Source organism: Streptomyces sp. DSM 40750, assembly GCF_024612035.1.
Lineage (GTDB): Bacteria > Actinomycetota > Actinomycetes > Streptomycetales > Streptomycetaceae > Streptomyces.
In genome coordinates this window covers 2,038,324-2,055,933 of the sequence record NZ_CP102513.1, presented here as the reverse complement: position 1 = coordinate 2,055,933, position 17,610 = coordinate 2,038,324, and the positions used below count along the sequence as shown (strand labels likewise).

The 17,610-nt window shown below is 69.6% G+C and carries 16 protein-coding genes; 12 read left to right on the top strand and 4 right to left on the bottom strand.

Features of this window, described 5'->3' with window-relative positions; all coding sequences use genetic code 11:
• Nucleotides 1-53: 53 nt before the first annotated feature.
• The 4 genes from JIX55_RS09095 to JIX55_RS09080 all read left to right on the top strand — a co-directional run bounded on the left by JIX55_RS09095 (nt 54) and on the right by JIX55_RS09080 (nt 4,285).
• The gene (locus JIX55_RS09095) at nt 54-728 is read left to right on the top strand and encodes an urease accessory protein UreF (protein ID WP_257562793.1); all 675 of its coding nucleotides are present in this window, start codon (nt 54-56) and stop codon (nt 726-728) included.
• A 309-nt stretch (nt 729-1,037) separates the two neighbouring features.
• Nucleotides 1,038-1,721, top strand: a complete 684-nt coding sequence (ureG, locus tag JIX55_RS09090; RefSeq protein ID WP_257562792.1) for an urease accessory protein UreG — start codon at nt 1,038-1,040, stop codon at nt 1,719-1,721.
• Nucleotides 1,709-2,533, top strand: coding sequence for an urease accessory protein UreD (locus JIX55_RS09085; protein ID WP_443046396.1), 825 nt, complete (start codon nt 1,709-1,711; stop codon nt 2,531-2,533). Before ureG ends, JIX55_RS09085 begins: the two co-directional genes overlap by 13 nt.
• 153 nt (nt 2,534-2,686) lie before the next feature.
• The gene (locus tag JIX55_RS09080; protein WP_257562791.1) at nt 2,687-4,285 is read left to right on the top strand and encodes an alpha/beta hydrolase; all 1,599 of its coding nucleotides are present in this window, start codon (nt 2,687-2,689) and stop codon (nt 4,283-4,285) included.
• A 74-nt stretch (nt 4,286-4,359) separates the two neighbouring features.
• On the opposite strand, the gene JIX55_RS09075 is transcribed toward JIX55_RS09080, so the two are convergent.
• Nucleotides 4,360-5,385 (bottom strand): NAD-dependent epimerase/dehydratase family protein, encoded by a 1,026-nt coding sequence (locus JIX55_RS09075; RefSeq protein WP_257569270.1) that lies wholly within the window; start codon nt 5,383-5,385, stop codon nt 4,360-4,362.
• Nucleotides 5,386-5,460: 75 nt separating this feature from the next.
• Nucleotides 5,461-6,180, bottom strand: a complete 720-nt coding sequence (locus tag JIX55_RS09070) for a lysophospholipid acyltransferase family protein (protein WP_257562790.1) — start codon at nt 6,178-6,180, stop codon at nt 5,461-5,463.
• 482 nt (nt 6,181-6,662) lie between these two features.
• Here JIX55_RS09070 and JIX55_RS09065 point away from each other — a divergent pair, with 482 nt between their 5' ends.
• From JIX55_RS09065 to JIX55_RS09045, 5 genes are all read left to right on the top strand, one after another.
• On the top strand, nt 6,663-7,748 hold the full coding sequence (locus JIX55_RS09065; RefSeq protein ID WP_257562789.1) for an S-(hydroxymethyl)mycothiol dehydrogenase: 1,086 nt from the start codon (nt 6,663-6,665) through the stop codon (nt 7,746-7,748).
• The gene (locus JIX55_RS09060) at nt 7,748-8,380 is read left to right on the top strand and encodes an MBL fold metallo-hydrolase (RefSeq protein WP_257562788.1); all 633 of its coding nucleotides are present in this window, start codon (nt 7,748-7,750) and stop codon (nt 8,378-8,380) included. The genes JIX55_RS09065 and JIX55_RS09060 overlap by 1 nt, the downstream gene beginning before the upstream one ends.
• Before the next feature lie 318 nt (nt 8,381-8,698).
• A complete protein-coding gene (locus JIX55_RS09055; protein WP_257562787.1) occupies nt 8,699-9,061 on the top strand; it encodes a bifunctional 3-phenylpropionate/cinnamic acid dioxygenase ferredoxin subunit in 363 nt (120 codons plus the stop codon).
• Nucleotides 9,058-10,221, top strand: a complete 1,164-nt coding sequence (locus JIX55_RS09050) for an NAD(P)/FAD-dependent oxidoreductase (protein ID WP_257562786.1) — start codon at nt 9,058-9,060, stop codon at nt 10,219-10,221. The genes JIX55_RS09055 and JIX55_RS09050 overlap by 4 nt, the downstream gene beginning before the upstream one ends.
• 131 nt (nt 10,222-10,352) lie before the next feature.
• Nucleotides 10,353-11,486, top strand: a complete 1,134-nt coding sequence (locus tag JIX55_RS09045) for an aromatic ring-hydroxylating oxygenase subunit alpha (RefSeq protein ID WP_257562785.1) — start codon at nt 10,353-10,355, stop codon at nt 11,484-11,486.
• Nucleotides 11,487-11,502: 16 nt separating this feature from the next.
• Here the strand turns inward: JIX55_RS09045 and JIX55_RS09040 are convergent, their stop codons facing one another.
• A complete protein-coding gene (locus tag JIX55_RS09040) occupies nt 11,503-12,249 on the bottom strand; it encodes an IclR family transcriptional regulator (protein ID WP_257569269.1) in 747 nt (248 codons plus the stop codon).
• Nucleotides 12,250-12,449: 200 nt separating this feature from the next.
• On the opposite strand from JIX55_RS09040, the gene betA reads away from it, so the two are divergent.
• Both betA and JIX55_RS09030 read left to right on the top strand, forming a co-directional pair.
• The gene (gene betA / locus JIX55_RS09035; RefSeq protein ID WP_257562784.1) at nt 12,450-14,120 is read left to right on the top strand and encodes a choline dehydrogenase; all 1,671 of its coding nucleotides are present in this window, start codon (nt 12,450-12,452) and stop codon (nt 14,118-14,120) included.
• A gap of 3 nt (nt 14,121-14,123) precedes the next feature.
• A complete protein-coding gene (locus tag JIX55_RS09030; protein WP_257562783.1) occupies nt 14,124-14,960 on the top strand; it encodes a 5,10-methylenetetrahydrofolate reductase in 837 nt (278 codons plus the stop codon).
• 89 nt (nt 14,961-15,049) lie between these two features.
• Here the strand turns inward: JIX55_RS09030 and purU are convergent, their stop codons facing one another.
• Nucleotides 15,050-15,922, bottom strand: a complete 873-nt coding sequence (purU, locus tag JIX55_RS09025; RefSeq protein ID WP_257562782.1) for a formyltetrahydrofolate deformylase — start codon at nt 15,920-15,922, stop codon at nt 15,050-15,052.
• A gap of 217 nt (nt 15,923-16,139) precedes the next feature.
• Here purU and JIX55_RS09020 point away from each other — a divergent pair, with 217 nt between their 5' ends.
• Nucleotides 16,140-17,609, top strand: coding sequence for an aldehyde dehydrogenase family protein (locus JIX55_RS09020; RefSeq protein ID WP_257562781.1), 1,470 nt, complete (start codon nt 16,140-16,142; stop codon nt 17,607-17,609).
• Nucleotide 17,610 lies beyond the last annotated feature (1 nt).

Here is a 17,610-nt window from a genome sequence, read left to right as displayed (position 1 = left end):
AGGTCGGAAGTCCGACCCCTGATGTCCGAGGTCCGTGATGTCTGAGGTTCGTGATGTCTAGGGCAGCGCTTCTCGTTCTGGCCGACGGCCGCTTTCCCGCCGGGGGGCACGCGCACTCCGGCGGGGCCGAGGCGGCCGTCAAGGCCGGGCTGATCACCGGAGCGGACGGGCTGGAGGCGTTCTGCCGGGGGCGGTTGCACACGGCGGGGCTGGTGTCGTCGGCGCTGGCCGCCGCGGCCGCGCTCGGGGTGGATCCGCTGTCGCTGGACGCCGCCGCCGACGCGCGGACGCCGTCCGTCGCGCTTCGGGTCGCTTCCCGGAAGCTGGGGCGGCAGTTGATGCGGGCGGCGCGGGCGACGTGGCCGTCGGCGGAACTGGACGCGCTGGCGCGGGAGTTCCCCAAGGGGGCGCATCAGCCGGTCGTGCTGGGGGTGGCCGCCAGGGCCGCCGGGCTGGGGCCGGATGACGCCGCGTACTGCTCCGCGTACGAGAGTGTGAGCGGGGCGGCGAGTGCGACAGTGCGGTTGCTGAGCCTTGATCCCTTCGATGCGACAGGGGTGTTGGCGCGTCTGGCGCCCGAGATGGATGTGGTGGTGGGGGCGGCGGTCGATGCGGCTCGGGGGGTGGTGGCCGGTGGCGTGGAGGGGTTGCCTGCGGCTTCCGCGCCGTTGCTGGAGATCAATGCGGAGGTGCATGCGGGGTGGCCTGTGCGGTTGTTCGCGTCCTGAGTTCTTCGCCCCCGCCGCCCCTACCCGTCCCATCCCCCAGGGGTGTGCCCCTTCGACCCCTGGGGTGCCTGACAGCTCGGGGGTTCTGTTCGGGTGCGGGTGCGGGTGCGTCGTGGCTGATCGCGCAGTTCCCCGCGCCCCTGAAAAGCAGGGGCTGCGCCCCGTGCTTTTCGGCCCGCAGGGCCGTCGTCTTTGAGGGCGCGGGGAACTGCGCGATCAGCCCCCACTGACCCGCACTCGCCCGACAACCGAACCCACCGAACCCCGAGTTCTTCCGCGATCCACAGCCGAGCAAAGGAGCCGCTTCCCATGCATCTCGATCACTCTCACTCCCACGACGGCCCCTCCGCCACGAGCGCCGACGCGCACCGGGCTGACGGCACCCGTCGTGCCCTGCGTATCGGGCTCGGCGGGCCCGTCGGGTCCGGTAAGACGGCTACCGTGGCCGCGCTCTGTCAGGCCCTGCGGGAGGAGTTGTCCCTCGCTGTCGTGACGAACGACATCTATACGCGCGAGGACGCCGAGTTCCTGCTTCGCGAGGCCGTGCTGCCGCCCGAGCGGATCACGGCCGTGGAGACGGGGGCGTGCCCGCATACGGCGATTCGGGACGACATCTCCGCGAATCTCGAAGCGGTGGAGGACCTGGAGGACGAGGTCGGGCCGCTCGATCTCATTCTTGTCGAGTCCGGCGGTGACAATCTGACCGCCACCTTCTCCAAGGGACTCGTCGACGCGCAGATCTTCGTCATCGATGTGGCCGGCGGGGACGACATTCCGAGGAAGGGCGGGCCCGGTGTCACCACCGCCGACCTGCTCGTCGTCAACAAGACGGACCTCGCGCCGTACGTCGGGTCCGACCTCGCCCGGATGGCCGTGGACGCGAAGGCGCAGCGGGCGGAGCTGCCGGTGGTGTTCCAGTCGCTCAGGAGCGAGGCCGGAGTCGCGGACGTCGCCGCCTGGGTGAGGGAGAAGCTCGCCGCGTGGACGGCATGACGACGGCCGGAGACGTGACGGTGACCGAAGAGACGACGACCGCCGGAGGGACGGCGACCGCCGGGGTCAAGGCCACCGCACGGATCGCGGCACGCGCCGACGGGCGGCGCGGCACCGCCCTGCCCGTGCTGGAGAGCGACGGACCGCTGGCGCTGCGCCGTACCCGGGGGAGTGGTGACGAGGCGCGGGTCATGCTTGTCGGGGCGATGAGCGGGCCGCTCGGCGGGGACCGGTTCGCGGTGGAGGCGGAGGTCGGTGAGGGGGCGCGGCTGCGCGTCGGGTCGGCCGCCGCGACGATCGCGCTGCCGGGGCAGGCCAAGGGCGAGGCCCGCTACGACGTACGGATCGATGTCGCCGCCGGAGGCGAACTGCGTTGGCTGCCCGAGCAGTTGATCTCCGCGCGGGGGAGCGATCTGCGGGTGTCGACGCGCGTGGAACTCGCCGCCGACGCGCGGCTGGTGTTCCGGGAGGAGCAGGTGCTCGGGCGGACCGGGGAGGAGCCCGGGCGGCTCAGCAGCCGGCTCAGTGTGTGGTCGGGCGGGCGGCCGTTGCTCGACCAGGAGGTGGCGTGCGGGCCGGGGGCGCCCGGTGGCTGGGACGGTCCCGCCGTGCTGGGCGGGTATCGAGCGCTGGGGCAACTCGTCGTCGTACGGCCGGAGTTCGCCGAACAGCCGCCCGGGCCACGGGTGTTGGGGGAGTCGGCCGCGCTCACTCCGCTCGCCGGACCCGCCGTACTCGTCAGCGCGCTCGCCCCCGACGCGTTGCGGCTGCGGCGCGTGCTCGACGAGGCCCTTGCCGAGCTTGATGGCTGATGACGGCTCACCTCGCATCCGCTGAACGGGACTTGTCGTACCGGTTATCGGATTAGTAAAGAACCCGCCGACCCTCTGTTCTCGGACACCTCACAGGCACGAGGATCCCCGTGACCATTCGACGATTCGAATCGAAGTACGGGGAGTGTCCTCTTGAGAGGTTTGAGGCCGACGAGAAGGGCGGCAGCGTTCGGCTCCGCCGGACTGCTCGTCACGGCGACCCTGATAGCCGGTGCCGTCGCCGCTCCCGCAGCCAACGCCGCGGGCACCGCGAGTGCCGTGGACCGCGAGGCCAAGGGTGTCGCCGTCGCCGCCGCGAAGGCGGCGAAGAAGGGCGTCAAGTGGCAGGACTGCCCCGAGAGCTGGGGTCTGGAGAAGCCGATCCAGTGCGGCTGGGTCACCGTGCCGCTGGACTACGCCAAGCCGAACGGCAAGCAGATCAAGCTCGCCGTGGACCGTATCGGCAACACCGGTACGAAGAAGGAGCGCCAGGGCGCGCTCATCTACAATCCGGGCGGTCCGGGCGCCTCGGGTCTGCGCTTCCCGCGCCGGGTCACGACCAAGGCACCGCTGTGGGTCAACACGTCCAAGGCCTACGACTTCGTGGGCTTCGACCCGCGCGGTGTGGGTCACTCGGCGCCCATCTCCTGCGCCGACCCGCAGGAGTTCGTGAAGGCGCCCAAGCTGGACCCGGTTCCGGACTCCGAGGCCGACAAGCTGAAGCAGCGGGGGCTCGCGGCCGAGTACGCGGAGGGCTGCAAGCAGCGCAGCGGCGCGATGCTGCCGCACATGACGACGCCGAACACCGCGCGTGACCTGGATGTCATCCGGGCCGCCCTGGGGGAGAAGAAGCTCAACTTCCTGGGCGTCTCCTACGGCACGTACATCGGCGCCGTCTACGGCACCCTCTTCCCGACCCACGTGCGCCGCATGGTCGTCGACAGCGTGGTGAACCCCTCCCGCGAGAAGATCTGGTACCAGGCCAACCTGGACCAGGACGTCGCCTTCGAGGGCCGCTGGAAGGACTGGACGAAGTGGGTCGCGCAGAACGACGCGACGTACCACCTCGGCGACACCCAGGCGAAGGTGCAGGCGAAGTGGCTGGAGCTGCGGGCCACCGCGAAGAAGGACCCGATCGGCGGGCTCGTCGGCCCGGCCGAGCTGGTCTCCTTCTTCCAGAGCGCCCCGTACTACGACTCCGCGTGGGCGCCCACGGCCCAGGTGTGGAGCAAGTACGCCGCCGGTGACACCCAGGCGCTGGTCGACGCCGCCGCCCCGGACCTCACCGACACCGCGGGCAACGCCGCCGCGGAGAACGGCAACGCCGTCTACACCGCCGTCGAGTGCACCGACGCCAAGTGGCCCACCAGCTGGAAGCGCTGGGACCGCGACAACACCGAGCTGCACCGGAACCACCCGTTCATGACCTGGGCCAACGCCTGGATGAACCTGCCGTGCGCCACCTGGCAGTCCAAGCAGTACACCCCGGTGGACGTGAAGACCAAGAAGGGCCTGCCGCCCGTCCTGATCGTCCAGTCCGAGCGGGACGCGGCCACCCCGTACGAGGGTGCCGTCGAGCTCCACAAGCGGTTCAAGGGCTCCCGCCTGATCACGGAGAAGAAGGCCGGCTCCCACGGGGTCACCGGTCTGGTCAACCCGTGCGTCAACGACCGCGTGGACAGCTACCTGCTCACCGGCAAGGTGGGCAAGGCGGACGTGAAGTGCGCTCCGCACGCCATGCCGAAGCCGTAGGTCCGTGAGAGAAGGAAGGGGGCGACCGGAATCCCGGTCGCCCCCTTCCTCATACGGTCACGCACTCAGGGAACTCACGCCTGCCGCCCCGCCAGCCACGTGTCCTCCGCCGCGTAGTCGAAGAGCTCCCCGTACGTCGCGAACATCTTGGGATACGCCTCCCGCCAGTCCCGTTCGCCTGCCAGCCGGGCCTCGATCCACGCGACCGTCTCCGGCAGTGACTCCGCGTACCGCACCACCGGGCGGTAGCCCAGCTCCCGCTCCGCCGCCGACATGTCGCACACCACGGGCACCGGCACGGACCACGGGGTGTCGCCCACGGTGGGTGCCGGGGCGGGGCCGTCCACCAGCACGTTCTCCGGCTCGACGCCCATCACCGTGTCGATCGCGGCGGCGATCTCCGCCACCGTCGGCGCGTCCGGGTCGACGGCGTTCAGCGCCCGGGCTCCCGGCCGCGCGGCGGCCAGGCGGATCAGCTCGGCGATGTTGTGGACGCTCGCCGGATGGAAGCGGCTCGCACCGCCGTACGCGAGGACCCGGCGGGGCCGGCCGTCCAGGTTGCGCTTCACGAAGTACAGCTCGCGCGGCGTACGGCAGTGCGGACCGTGGATGGCGCCCGCCCGCAGCAGGGTCGTGGGCAACCGGTCGGCGGCGGCGAGGAGTTCCTGCTCCAGGCCCGCCTTGCGGGTGCTGTACGAGGTGTCGGCGGGCCGGATCGTGCGCTGGCTCTCGGGGAGGGGCACGGGGTATTCGGGGAAGCCGTCCGGCTCCGCCTGGGTGTCGAAGGTGCGGCCGTTGTCGTCCTCGTACACCGAGATGCTGGAGACGACGACCGCCGAGCCGATCCGGTCGGCCAGCGCGAGCAACTGCCGGGCGTGCTCGGGGCCGTACGCGACCATGTCCACGAGCGCGTCGCAGCCGTCTCCCACCGCTGCCGCCAGTGCCGCGTCGTCACCGCGGTCGGCCGGTACGGCCCGTACGTCCTCCGGCCAGTCGTCGTCCCGGTCGCCGCCCCGCGAGACGGCTGTCACCGCCCAGCCGTCCCGCGCCAGCGCGCCCACGGCCACCCGGCCGATCTGTCCCGTCGCTCCGATCACCACAGCACGTTGTGTCATGACCCGACCGTACGATGCCGGGGCCCGGCCCGGGCGGCTGGTCTGCTGCGGGCAGAATACTCAACTCAGCGGCAGCCGCGGGAACTTGCGCTCCTTCGCCGCCGCGGCCTCCTCCGCCTTCACGACGGCCGCGTACTGGTCGACGTACTCCTGGTCGGAGAGCGAGAGGATCGCGTACATGATCTCGTCGGTGATGGCGCGCAGGACGGCCTTCTCGCCTTCCATGCCCTCGTAGCGGGAGAAGTCGAGGGGCTTGCCGAAGCGGATGACGACGGGGTGGATGTTCGGGATGACCTTGCCCGGGGGCTGCGCCTCGAAGGTGCCGATCATCGCGCAGGGGATGACGGGCACGCGGGCCCTGAGCGCCATGACCGCCACGCCGACCTTGCCCTTGTACAGGCGGCCGTCGTGCGAGCGGGTGCCCTCCGGGTAGATGCCGAGGAGCTCGTCCTTGCTCAGCACGCCGAGCCCCTCGCGGATGGCGGCCTGACCTGCCTCCTTGCCGGAGCGGTCGACCGGGATCTGGCCGGCGCTGCGGAAGAAGAACGCCGTCAGCCGGCCCTTGAGGCCGGGGCCGGTGAAGTACTCGGCCTTCGCCAGGAAGGTGATGCGGCGCTTGAGGATCGCGGGCATCAGGAAGTGGTCCGAGAAGGACAGGTGATTGCCCGCGACGATGGCCGCGCCCGACGACGGTACGTGTTCGAGGCCCTCGATGCGAGGCCGGAAGACCAGTCTCAGCAGTGGACCCAGAAGCACGTATTTGAGCAGGTAATAGAACACGGCGTCTCCCTCGCGCTACCGGATCGGCTCTATGGACGTGTTCCGCCAGGTCACAGCACACATGCGCGCACTCAGTCGTGGTGAGGGCGTGGCAGTATGCGGGCAGGTCTGATCGGACTCATGCGGACTCCTTGCTGACTTTGCCGGCGTTGCGTCAGGCGCATGAGCGCTGGTGAGCCTCGTCCTGCGTGTCGACGATTGATCGTAGCCCGATGCGCTGTGTCAGCGGGAGCGCCCCGACCTGCCGGCGTTACTTCGAGCGGTCTTCCGGCCGAACCGCGTGGGTACGCCCGCGACCCGACGGACGGCGAAGTCCGTTCGGCGACGGCCGCGCCCTCGGGGCCACGGGTATCGGATGCCCTGGTCGCGCGTCGAATCCTTGACCCCCGGTCGGCGCTCCATGATGCTGTGTTGCGGTACATGAGATGTGTGCCGCAATGAGCAACATCAGACTCGGTTCTCACATCAGTCGAGGAGTGGCCATGACCCACCAGGTCCGTGCTGTCGTCGCGCGGGGCAAGGGCGCCCCTGTCAGCCTGGAAACGATCATCGTGCCCGACCCCGGCCCGGGTGAGGCGCTGGTGAAGATCGAGGCCTGCGGGGTCTGTCACACCGATCTGCACTACCGGGAGGGTGGCATCAACGACGAGTTCCCCTTCCTGCTGGGCCACGAGGCCGCGGGCGTCGTGGAGTCGGTGGGGGAGGGGGTCACCGATGTCGCCCCCGGTGACTTCGTCATCCTCAACTGGCGTGCGGTCTGCGGGCAGTGCCGGGCCTGTCTGCGCGGACGCCCGTGGTACTGCTTCAGCACCCACAACGCGAAGCGGAAGATGACCCTGCTCGACGGCACCGAGCTGTCGCCGGCGCTGGGCATCGGGGCCTTCGCGGAGAAGACGCTGGTGGCGGCGGGGCAGTGCACGAAGGTCGACCGGGCTGCCTCCGCGGCGGCCGCCGGTCTGCTGGGCTGTGGGGTGATGGCGGGCATCGGTGCGGCCATCAACACCGGCAACGTCGGACGTGGTGACAGCGTGGCGGTCATCGGCTGCGGCGGCGTCGGGGCCGCGGCGGTCGTCGGGTCGAACCTGGCGGGCGCGGCGAAGATCATCGCGGTGGACATCGACGACGCCAAGCTGGACACCGCCAAGAGGCTGGGCGCGACCCACACGGTCAACTCCAGGAACACCGACCCGGTCGAGGCGATCCGCGAGCTGACCGGCGGCCACGGCGCCGACGTCGTCATCGAGGCGGTGGGCCGCCCGGAGACGTACAAGCAGGCCTTCTACGCCCGTGATCTCGCCGGCACGGTCGTCCTCGTCGGCGTGCCGACCCCGGAGATGAAGCTGGAGCTGCCCCTGCTGGACGTCTTCGGCCGCGGTGGCGCGCTGAAGTCCTCCTGGTACGGCGACTGCCTGCCCTCCCGCGACTTCCCGATGCTCATCGACCTGTACCTCCAGGGCCGGCTGGACCTCGACGCCTTCGTCACGGAGACCATCCAGCTCGACGACGTCGAGAAGGCCTTCGAGCGGATGCACCGAGGCGACGTGCTGCGCTCGGTGGTGGTCCTGTGATGGCCGGCGCCCGCATCGAGCACCTGGTCACCTCGGGGACGTTCTCACTGGACGGCGGCACCTGGGACGTCGACAACAACGTGTGGATCGTCGGCGACGACAGCGAGGCCGTCGTCATCGACGCCGCGCATGATGCCGAGGCGATCGCCGAAGCCCTGGGCGACCGCACCCTGCGCGCCATCGTGTGCACGCACGCCCACAACGACCACATCGACGCCGCGCCCGAACTCGCCGCGCGCACGGGGGCCCCGATCCTGCTCCACGCCGACGATCTGCCGCTGTGGAAGCAGACCCACCCCGACCGGACCCCCGACGGCGAACTCGCCGACGGCCAGGTCCTCACCGTGGCGGGTGTCGACCTGACCGTGCTGCACACTCCCGGCCATGCTCCCGGGGCGGTCTGTCTGTACGCGCCGGGCCTGACCGCGCTCTTCAGCGGTGACACGCTCTTCGCGGGCGGGCCGGGCGCGACCGGAAGGTCGTACAGCGACTTCGGCACGATCGTCGATTCGATCCGGGACCGGCTGCTCACCCTGCCGGGCGATACCGTCGTACACACCGGACACGGGGAGACGACCACGGTCGCCGCCGAGGCTCCGCACCTTCAGGAGTGGATCGACCGCGGTCACTGACGGCCCGCGCCGGCCCCCGAGGCAGTACGCGCCCGCCTCTCCGGCCTGCGGTCATCGCAGGCCGGAGAGGCGGGCTGTCTTCGTGTGTCTCGGTGCGAGGCGCGCGAGGGCCCAACGCCGTCCCCAACAGGTGGAACGGCCGATTCCAGGGCCGCGATCCATCCCGACTCAGTTGTGTAATGCGCTCATGGTTGCGTGAGTAGCAACACTTTTGGGTGAGTGAAACCGCCTCTTGGATGCCTTGACAAGGGTTGGGGCCGACCTCAGACTGATGTTGCGCTTACCGCAATCCGTTTCGCTATACGCACCCGAGGTGTCATGATGATTCCCGCGTGCCGTCTCGCGGATCTCCCGCGAGGCGAGGCCTTCCGGCTCGACGTCGATCCTCCGGTCTCGGTGTTCCATACCGATGACGGCGAGGTGTTCGCCATCGACGACACCTGCACCCACCAGGACGCCTCGCTCGCCGACGGCTGGCTGGAGGGCTGCGAGGTGGAATGCCCGCTGCATGCTTCGAAGTTCGACCTGAGGACCGGCTCCGTCGACGCCCCGCCGGCCAAGCTGCCGGTCCGGACCCATGAGGTCCTCGTCGAGGACGGCATGATCTACGTCCGGGTGTCCACGGACGCCCCCAACCTGCCGCCGTGCGTCGCGGCTCGGCTCGCCGGAGGTCCCGCGTGAGGACCGTGGCCGTGGTGGGCGCCTCGCTGGCAGGCCTGTCGGCGGCGCGCTCGTTGCGGAAACAGGGCTACGACGGGCGGCTGGTCGTCATCGGCGACGAGCCGCACCGTCCGTACGACAGGCCCCCGCTGTCCAAGGAGTTCCTGGCCGGTGACCTCGGCGAAGCCGACCTCGTACTCGAGACGGACGGCGAGGATCTGCGGGCGGAGTGGCTGCTCGGGATCCGCGCCACCGGCCTGGACCGCACGGAGCGTGCGGTCCGGCTCGCCGACGGCAGGGAGATCCGTGCCGACGGCTTCGTCATCGCGACCGGCGCGGCCGCACGACAGCTGCCCGGTTCCGACGGCCTGGCCGGAGTCCACGTCCTGCGCACCCTGGACGACGCCCGCACCCTGCGGGACGAACTGGCCCGGGGCGGCCGGCTGGTCGTGATCGGCGGCGGATTCATCGGCGCCGAGGTCGCCTCCACCGCACATGCCCTCGGGCTGGACGTGACGGTCGTCGAAGCGGCACCGACGCCGCTCGCCGGCCCGCTCGGCCAGGCCATGGGGAGCATCGTCTCCGCTCTCCACACGGACCACGGCGTACGGCTGTTGTGCGGGGTGGGCGTCAAGGGGCTGAGCGGGGAGCGCAAGGTCGATGCCGTGCTGCTCGAGGACGGCCGCAGCATCCCCGCCGACATCGTCGTCGTGGGTGTGGGCGCGCGCCCGTGCGTGGAGTGGCTGGAAGGATCCGGCGTCGCGCTCGACGACGGTGTGAAGTGCGGTGCGGACGGCCGCACCAGCCTGGCCGGCGTGGTCGCGGTCGGTGACTGCGCCTCCTGGTACGACCCCCGCGCGGGCCACCATCGCCGCGTCGAGCACTGGACCGGCGCGCAGGAGCGCCCGGCCGCGGCCGTCGCCACACTGCTGGCGGGGGGTGCGGTGGAACCGGGTGTACCCCGGCCGCCGTACTTCTGGTCGGACCAGTACGGCGTGAAGATCCAGTTCGCCGGTCACGCGGCCGGTGCCGACAGCGTGACGGTCGAGGAAGGCGCGCCCGACGACCGCAACGTCCTGGCGGTCTACCGGCGTGCCGGTCGTCCGGTCGCCGTGCTCGGGATGAACCAGCCCCGGCTGTTCACCCGTTGGCGCAAGCAGCTCGCCGCCGCGACAGCTTGACACCGCGCTTGCTCCCTCTCATGCTGCGGTTTCATATAGTGCGCAGCGTTGCATCACACACAACACCGTCCGGAGTCGCTCTTCCCGGCGCGTGACTGCCCGATCCACGACGTTCCCCCGAGGAGTGCACCGTGACCTCGACCAGCCTGCCGGACAGCCTGATCGCCACCCTCCCCGGCTCCTCCTACACCGATCCCGCGATCTTCGCCCTGGAACAGGAGCGCATCTTCGAGACGATGTGGTTCTGCGTCGCACGCTCGTCGGACCTGGCGAAGCCCGGTGCCTTCCGCACCGTCGACGTGGGCCGCGAGAGCATCCTCGTCACCCGCGCCCGGGACAACTCGGTCCGCTCCTACTTCAACGTCTGCCGGCACCGTGGAGCCAAGCTCTGCACGGAGGAGAGCGGCGAGGTCAAGCGGGCCTTCCAGTGTCCGTACCACGCGTGGACGTACGACCTGACGGGCAAACTCGTCGCGGCGCCCAACCTCACCAAGATGCCCGACGTCGGCCGCACCGAGTACGGCCTGGTGAGCGTGGCCACCCGGGAATGGCTCGGCTATGTCTGGGTGTGCCTGGCGGAGAACCCGCCCTCCTTCGAGGAGGACGTCATCGCCGATGTCGTCGGCCGCCTCGGCGACGTCGAGTCGATCGAGCGCTACGGCATCGAGGACCTCTCGGTCGGCAAGCGGATCGTCTACGACGTCAAGGCGAACTGGAAGCTCATCATCGAGAACTTCATGGAGTGCTACCACTGCGCCACGATCCACCCCGAACTCACCGAGGTGCTCCCCGAGTTCGCCGACGGCTACGCCGCCCAGTACTACGTCGGGCACGGTGCCGAGTTCGGTGCGGAGGTCCAGGGCTTCACCGTCGACGGCTCCGAGGGCCTCGACCGTATCCCGGGAGTCTCCGAGGAACAGGACCGTCGCTACTACGCGATCACCGTGCGGCCGCAGGTCTTCGTCAACCTCGTCCCCGACCACGTGATCTTCCACCGGATGATCCCGGTGGCCGTCGACCGCACGATCGTCGAGTGCGACTGGCTCTACCTTCCGCATGTCGTCGACAGCGGCAAGGACGTCAGCCGGTCCGTGGAGCTCTTCGACCGGGTCAACCGGCAGGACTTCGAGGCATGCGAGCGCACACAGCCCGGAATGAGTTCCCGGCTGTACGCCAAGGGCGGCGTGCTGGTGCCCAGTGAGCACCACATCGGTGCCTTCCACGACTGGGTGAACGAGCGCCTGGGTATGCGGCAGCCGCAGTAGCGGCCGGACGGGCCGGTCAGCCCAGATAACCCATGCGGTGGCTGATCTCGTCCGCGCCCTTGCGCAGCAGCGGAGCGAGCTCGTGCAGGCGCTCCTCGGTGAGCCGGTACGAGGGGCCGGAGGCGCTCAGCGCCGCGACGACCACGCCGTCGCGGTCGCGGATCGGAGCGGCCATGGCGTGGAGACCGAGTTCCAGCTCCTCGCGGGCCCAGGCGTAGCCGGCTTCCCGGGCCTCGGCGAGGTTCTTCTCGAGCTTCGACTTCGCGGTGATGGTGTGCGGGGTGACCTTCTTCAGACCGGCCTCGGCGACCAACGCGGCGCGTTCCTTGGCGGGCAGATGGGCCAGCAGGATCTTGCCGCTGGAGGTCGCGTGCAGCGGGGTCAGCTGGCCGACCCAGTTCTGTGCGGTCACGGCCCCGGGGCCGCGCACCTGGTAGAGGTTGACCGCGTAGTGCTCCTGCAACACGGCGATGTTGACGGTCTCGCCGAGCTCCTCGGCCAGGCTCTCGCAGACCGGACGGCCCTGCTGCGTGATGTCGATGCGTCCCGTCACCGCACCGGCCAGGCGTACGATGCCGAAGCCGAGGCGGTACTTGCCGCGCTCGCCCGCCTGTTCCACCAGGCCGCGCGTCTCGAGGGCGCCGAGAAGGCGGAACGCGGTGGATTTGTGAACATCGATTTCGGCGGCCACCTCGCTGACGCCCGCCTCGCCCCGTTGGGCCAAAATCTCCAGGACGCTGATGGCGCGGTCCACCGACTGCACTCCGCCGGCCTGCGAGTTCGAGGTTTCTGTGTCAGTGCTGTAGTTGCTCACAGTGAAACTATACGCGCAGTAAACAACACCATTGCAAGTAACGGCGTCGAAACGAGGACCTCGTAAGTTGCGTTGCTCGCAACCTGGTGCGTATAGCGCTCCGGTACTAGCATGCTCGCGTATCTACGGCGCGAGCGAGACGAGGCACCATGGCTCCCTTGCAATACGACTTCGTCATCGTCGGCGGCGGATCAGCCGGCTGTGCATTGGCGAACAGACTCTCCGCGGACCCGGCGAACCAGGTGCTGGTGCTGGAGGCCGGCCGGTCCGACTACCCCTGGGATGTCTTCATCCACATGCCCGCGGCGCTGACCTATCCGATCGGCAGCCGGTTCTACGACTGGAAGTACGAGTCCGAGCCCGAGCCCCACATGGGCGGCCGGCGCGTCTATCACGCGCGCGGCAAGGTGCTGGGCGGCTCCAGCAGCATCAACGGCATGATCTTCCAGCGCGGCAACCCCCTGGACTACGAACGCTGGGCGGCCGACGCCGGGATGGAGAACTGGGACTACGCGCACTGCCTGCCGTACTTCCGGCGCATGGAGAACTGTCTCGCGGCCGATCCGGACGACGAGTTCCGAGGCCATGACGGCCCCCTCGTCCTCGAACGCGGTCCCGCGACCAACCCGCTCTTCGGCGCCTTCCTCAAGGCCACCGAGGAGGCGGGCTACGCTCCCACGGACGACGTCAACGGCTACCGGCAGGAAGGTTTCGCCAAGTTCGACCGGAACGTCCACCGCGGACGCCGGCTCTCGGCCTCGAAGGCGTACCTCAAGCCCGTCATGAAACGGCCCAACCTCACGGTCAGGACCCGCGCCCTCGTCACCCGCGTGCTCTTCGAGGGCAAGCGGGCCGTCGGTGTCGAGTACCGGCGTGGGCGCGGCGCTCTCCAGCAGGTCAGCGCCAAGGAAGTCATTCTCTGCGGCGGCGCGATCAACTCCCCGCAGCTGCTGCAGCTCTCCGGCGTCGGCAACGCCGAGGAGCTGAGCGCCCTCGGCATCGACGTCGTCCACGACCTCCCCGGCGTCGGCGAGAACATGCAGGACCACCTGGAGGTCTACGTCCAGTACGCCTGCAAGCAGCCGGTCTCCATGCAGCCCTACATGGCGAAGTGGCGCGCCCCCTTCATCGGACTGCAGTGGCTCTTCCGCAAGGGCCCGGCCGCCACCAACCACTTCGAGGCAGGTGGCTTCGCCCGCAGCAACGAGGACGTCGAGTACCCCAACCTGATGTTCCACTTCCTGCCGATCGCCGTCCGCTACGACGGCTCCTCGCCCTCCGGAGGCCACGGCTACCAGGTGCACGTGGGCCCCATGTACTCCGACGCCATCGGCTCGGTGAAGATCAAGAGCAAGGACCCGCGCGAACACCCCGCACTGCGGTTCAACTACCTCTCCACCGAGCAGGACCGCCGCGAATGGGTCGAGGCGATCCGCGTGGCCCGCAAGCTCCTCAGCCAGCCCGCGCTCGCCCCCTACAACGACGGGGAGGTCTCGCCCGGGCCGTCCGTGGAGACGGACGAGGAGATCCTCGCCTGGGTCGCGAAGGAGGGCGAGACCGCCCTGCACCCGTCCTGTACCTGCAAGATGGGCACCGACGAGATGTCCGTCGTCGACCCCGCCAGCATGCGGGTGCACGGCGTGGAGGGCCTGCGCGTCGTGGACGCGTCGGTGATGCCGTACGTCACCAACGGCAACATCTACGCACCGGTGATGATGATCGCGGAGAAGGCCGCCGATCTGATCCTCGGCAAGGAGCCGTCGGCGCCGTCGACGGCCGCGTACTACCGCCACCGCGACGCCCAGAAGCAGGCGGGGTAGACGTTGGGTGCCGCGGGGATCCGGGCGCTGCTGCGCAGCGTCCGCTACGAGGTGCTGCCCGCGAAGGCGACCGAGGACAAGGTCCTCGCCCATGTTCCGCGCGACGTCGTGGTCACCGTGACGGCGTCGCCGGTCAAGGGCCTGGAACCGACCCTCGACCTCGCCGGCCGACTGGCGGGGCACGGCTACGCCGTGGTCCCGCATGTGCCCGCGCGGCTGCTGCGGGACGACGCGCACCTGAAGGAGGTCGTCGACAGGCTCCGTGAGGCGGGCGTGGACGACGTCTTCGTCCCGGCGGGCGACGCCGACCCGCCGGCCGGAGCCTACGACGGGGCGCTGCCGGTGCTCCGCAGGCTGAGTGAGCTGGGCGGGCCCTTCGCCCACGTCGGTGTCACCGGTTACCCCGAGAGTCATCCGCTCATCCACGACGATGTCACCGTCCAGGCGATGTGGGACAAGCGCGAGCACGCCACGTACATCGTGAGCAACCTCTGCTTCGACCCGCGCGTGCTGGGGGACTGGATCGCCCGGATACGGCGTCGGGATGTCCGCCTGCCTGTTCATCTGGGCGTCGCGGGGCCCGTGCAGCGGGCGAAGTTGCTGTCGATGGCGACGAAGATCGGCGTGGGCGAGTCGACGCGCTTCCTGACGAAGCACGCCTCGTGGTTCCTGCGGTTCGCGACGCCTGGGGGATATGCGCCGGAGAGGCTGCTGACGCGTACCGAGGAGACGCTCGACGTGCCTTCGGCGGGTGTGGCGGGTCTGCACCTGTTCACGTTCAACCAGATCGCCGAGACCGAGCGGTGGCGCCGCGCCCTGCTTGAGCGGCTCGGGGGCTGAGTCCACGTTCTGGACCCCGGCGCCGGAACGCGTATACAACGCGGGGCGGGGCTGGAGTTCCAGCCCCGCCCCCAGTCGTGCCGCATCGCTCAGCGGAAGACCACCGTGCGGTTGCCGGCCACCATGACGCGGCTCTCGCTGTGCCACTTCACCGCGTGGGCGAGGACCTGTGCCTCGACGTCCCGGCCGACCGTGACCAGGTCGCCGGGGTCGAGGGAGTGGTCGACCCGGACCACGTCCTGCTCGATGATCTGTCCCTCGTCCAGGTCCGGGGTGACGTAGTGGGCGGTGGCGCCGACGAGCTTCACGCCCCGGTCGTAGGCCTGGTCGTACGGCTTCGCGCCCTTGAAGCTGGGGAGGAAGGAGTGGTGGATGTTGATGGCGCGGCCTTCGAGCTGCTTGCACAGGTCGTCGGAGAGGATCTGCATGTAGCGGGCCAGCACCACGAGGTCGATGTCCAGTTCGCGGACCAGCTCCAGCAGGCGCGCCTCGGCCTCGGCCTTGGTGTCCCTGGTGACCGGGATGTGGTGGAAGGGGATGCCGTACGTCTGCGCCAGTCCCTCGAAGTCCTGGTGGTTGGAGACGATCGCGGGGATCTCGATGTTGAGGGCGCCGGTGCGGCAGCGGAAGAGCAGGTCGTTCAGGCAGTGGCCGAACCTGGACACCATGATGAGTGTCCGGGTCGGGGTCGACGCCTCGGTCAGGGTCCAGGAGATGCGGTACGCCTCGGCCACGGGACCGAACCGGTAACGCAGAGTTTTCATGTTCGCGTCCGGATCGGAGACGTCGAAATGGACCCTCATGAAGAATCGGTCCTGGAGTCGATCATCGAATTGCTGGCTCTCCAGGATGTTGCCCGAGTTCCTGACGAGGAAGCCGCTCACTGCGTGGACCAGTCCGGCGCTGTCGGGACAGGAGAGGGTGAGGATGTACTCACGGCCAGGTTGCGGTCGAGGGGACATGACGGCCTCCGTCGGTGCGTATTGCACAACATGGTGAGCGATACGCAACATGGTCGGCTCGGTGGCGCCTGCGGTCAAGAGTGGCCGGGCAAGTGCTCTCATGGCGAAATCGTCATCCGCGAACCCCTTGACGTAGGTCTATGTGTTCGTAAGGGTGTTCCACCACAAGCAATTGAATGCACGATGCGCAACGAATATCCCCTGAAGGGCTTGGCGCGTGGCAGATCTGTATGTGGCTGGGGAATGGCGGGATCCGGTCGCCGGAGGGCGCCGGGAGATCCGCTGTCCCGCTGACGGCTCGCTCACCGCGACCGTCTCGGAGGGGACGCGTCCCGACGCCGAGGCGGCGATCGCCGCGGCCCGCGATGCCTTCGACGGGGGACTCTGGCCGGACACTCCCGAGCGGGAGCGTGGCGCCCTGCTGCTGCGCACCGCGGACCTCATCGAGCGCGACGCCAAGGAATTCGCCCGCGCCGAGTCGCTGGACAGCGGCAAGCGGCTGGTGGAGAGCGAGTACGACATCGCCGATGTCGTCTCCTGCTTCCGCTACTACGGCGGCCTCGGCGGCACCGACGCCGGCCGGGTGATCGACACCGGACGCGACGACGCCGTCAGTCGTGTGGTCTACGAGCCCATCGGCGTGTGCGGGCTCATCACTCCCTGGAACTACCCACTGCTGCAGGCCAGTTGGAAGGTCGCCCCGGCCCTGCTCGCCGGCAACACGATCGTCCTCAAGCCCAGTGAACTGACCCCCTCCTCCTCGATCCTGCTGATGAAGGCGCTTCAGGAGGCCGGGCTGCCGGCCGGCGCCGCCAACCTCGTCCTGGGCACCGGGCCCGAGGTGGGCGCCCCGCTCTCCGAGGACCCACGTGTCGACATGGTCTCCTTCACCGGGGGACTGGAGACCGGCAAGCGGATCATGGCCACCGCCGCGGCGACAGTGAAGAAGGTGGCGCTGGAGCTGGGCGGCAAGAACCCGAACGTGGTCTTCGCCGACGCCGACTTCGAGACGGCCGTGGACTTCGCTCTCACGGCCGTCTTCCTGCACTCGGGCCAGGTCTGCTCGGCCGGCGCCCGGCTGATCGTCGAGGACTCGCTCCACGACCGCTTCGTCGACGAGGTCGTACGCCGCGCCCGGCAGATTCGCCTCGGCGGCCCCTTCGACCCCGAGGCCGAGACCGGGGCGCTGGTCTCCGCCCAGCACCGGGATAAGGTCGAGGCCTACGTCGCGGCCGGGCTCGCCGAGGGTGCCGTCCTGCGCTGCGGCGGCGAACGTCCCGACGACCCGGCCCTCGGAGACGGCTACTACTACCCGCCGACCGTTCTCGACGAGTGCCGGCAGGACATGCGCGTGGTGCACGAGGAGTCCTTCGGGCCCGTGCTCACCGTGGAGCGCTTCACCGACGAGGACGACGCCGTACGTATCGCCAACGACACCGAGTACGGACTCGCCGGAGCCGTCTGGACGCAGGACGCGGGCAAGGCCCAGCGGGTCGCCCGGCGGCTGCGCCACGGCACGGTGTGGATCAACGACTACCACCCCTATGTGCCGCAAGCGGAATGGGGTGGCTTCGGGCACTCGGGCGTGGGCCGGGAGCTGGGACCGACCGGCCTGAACGAGTACCGAGAGCCCAAGCACATCTGGCAGAACATCCAACCCCGGCCGCAACACTGGTTCCGCGGCTGAA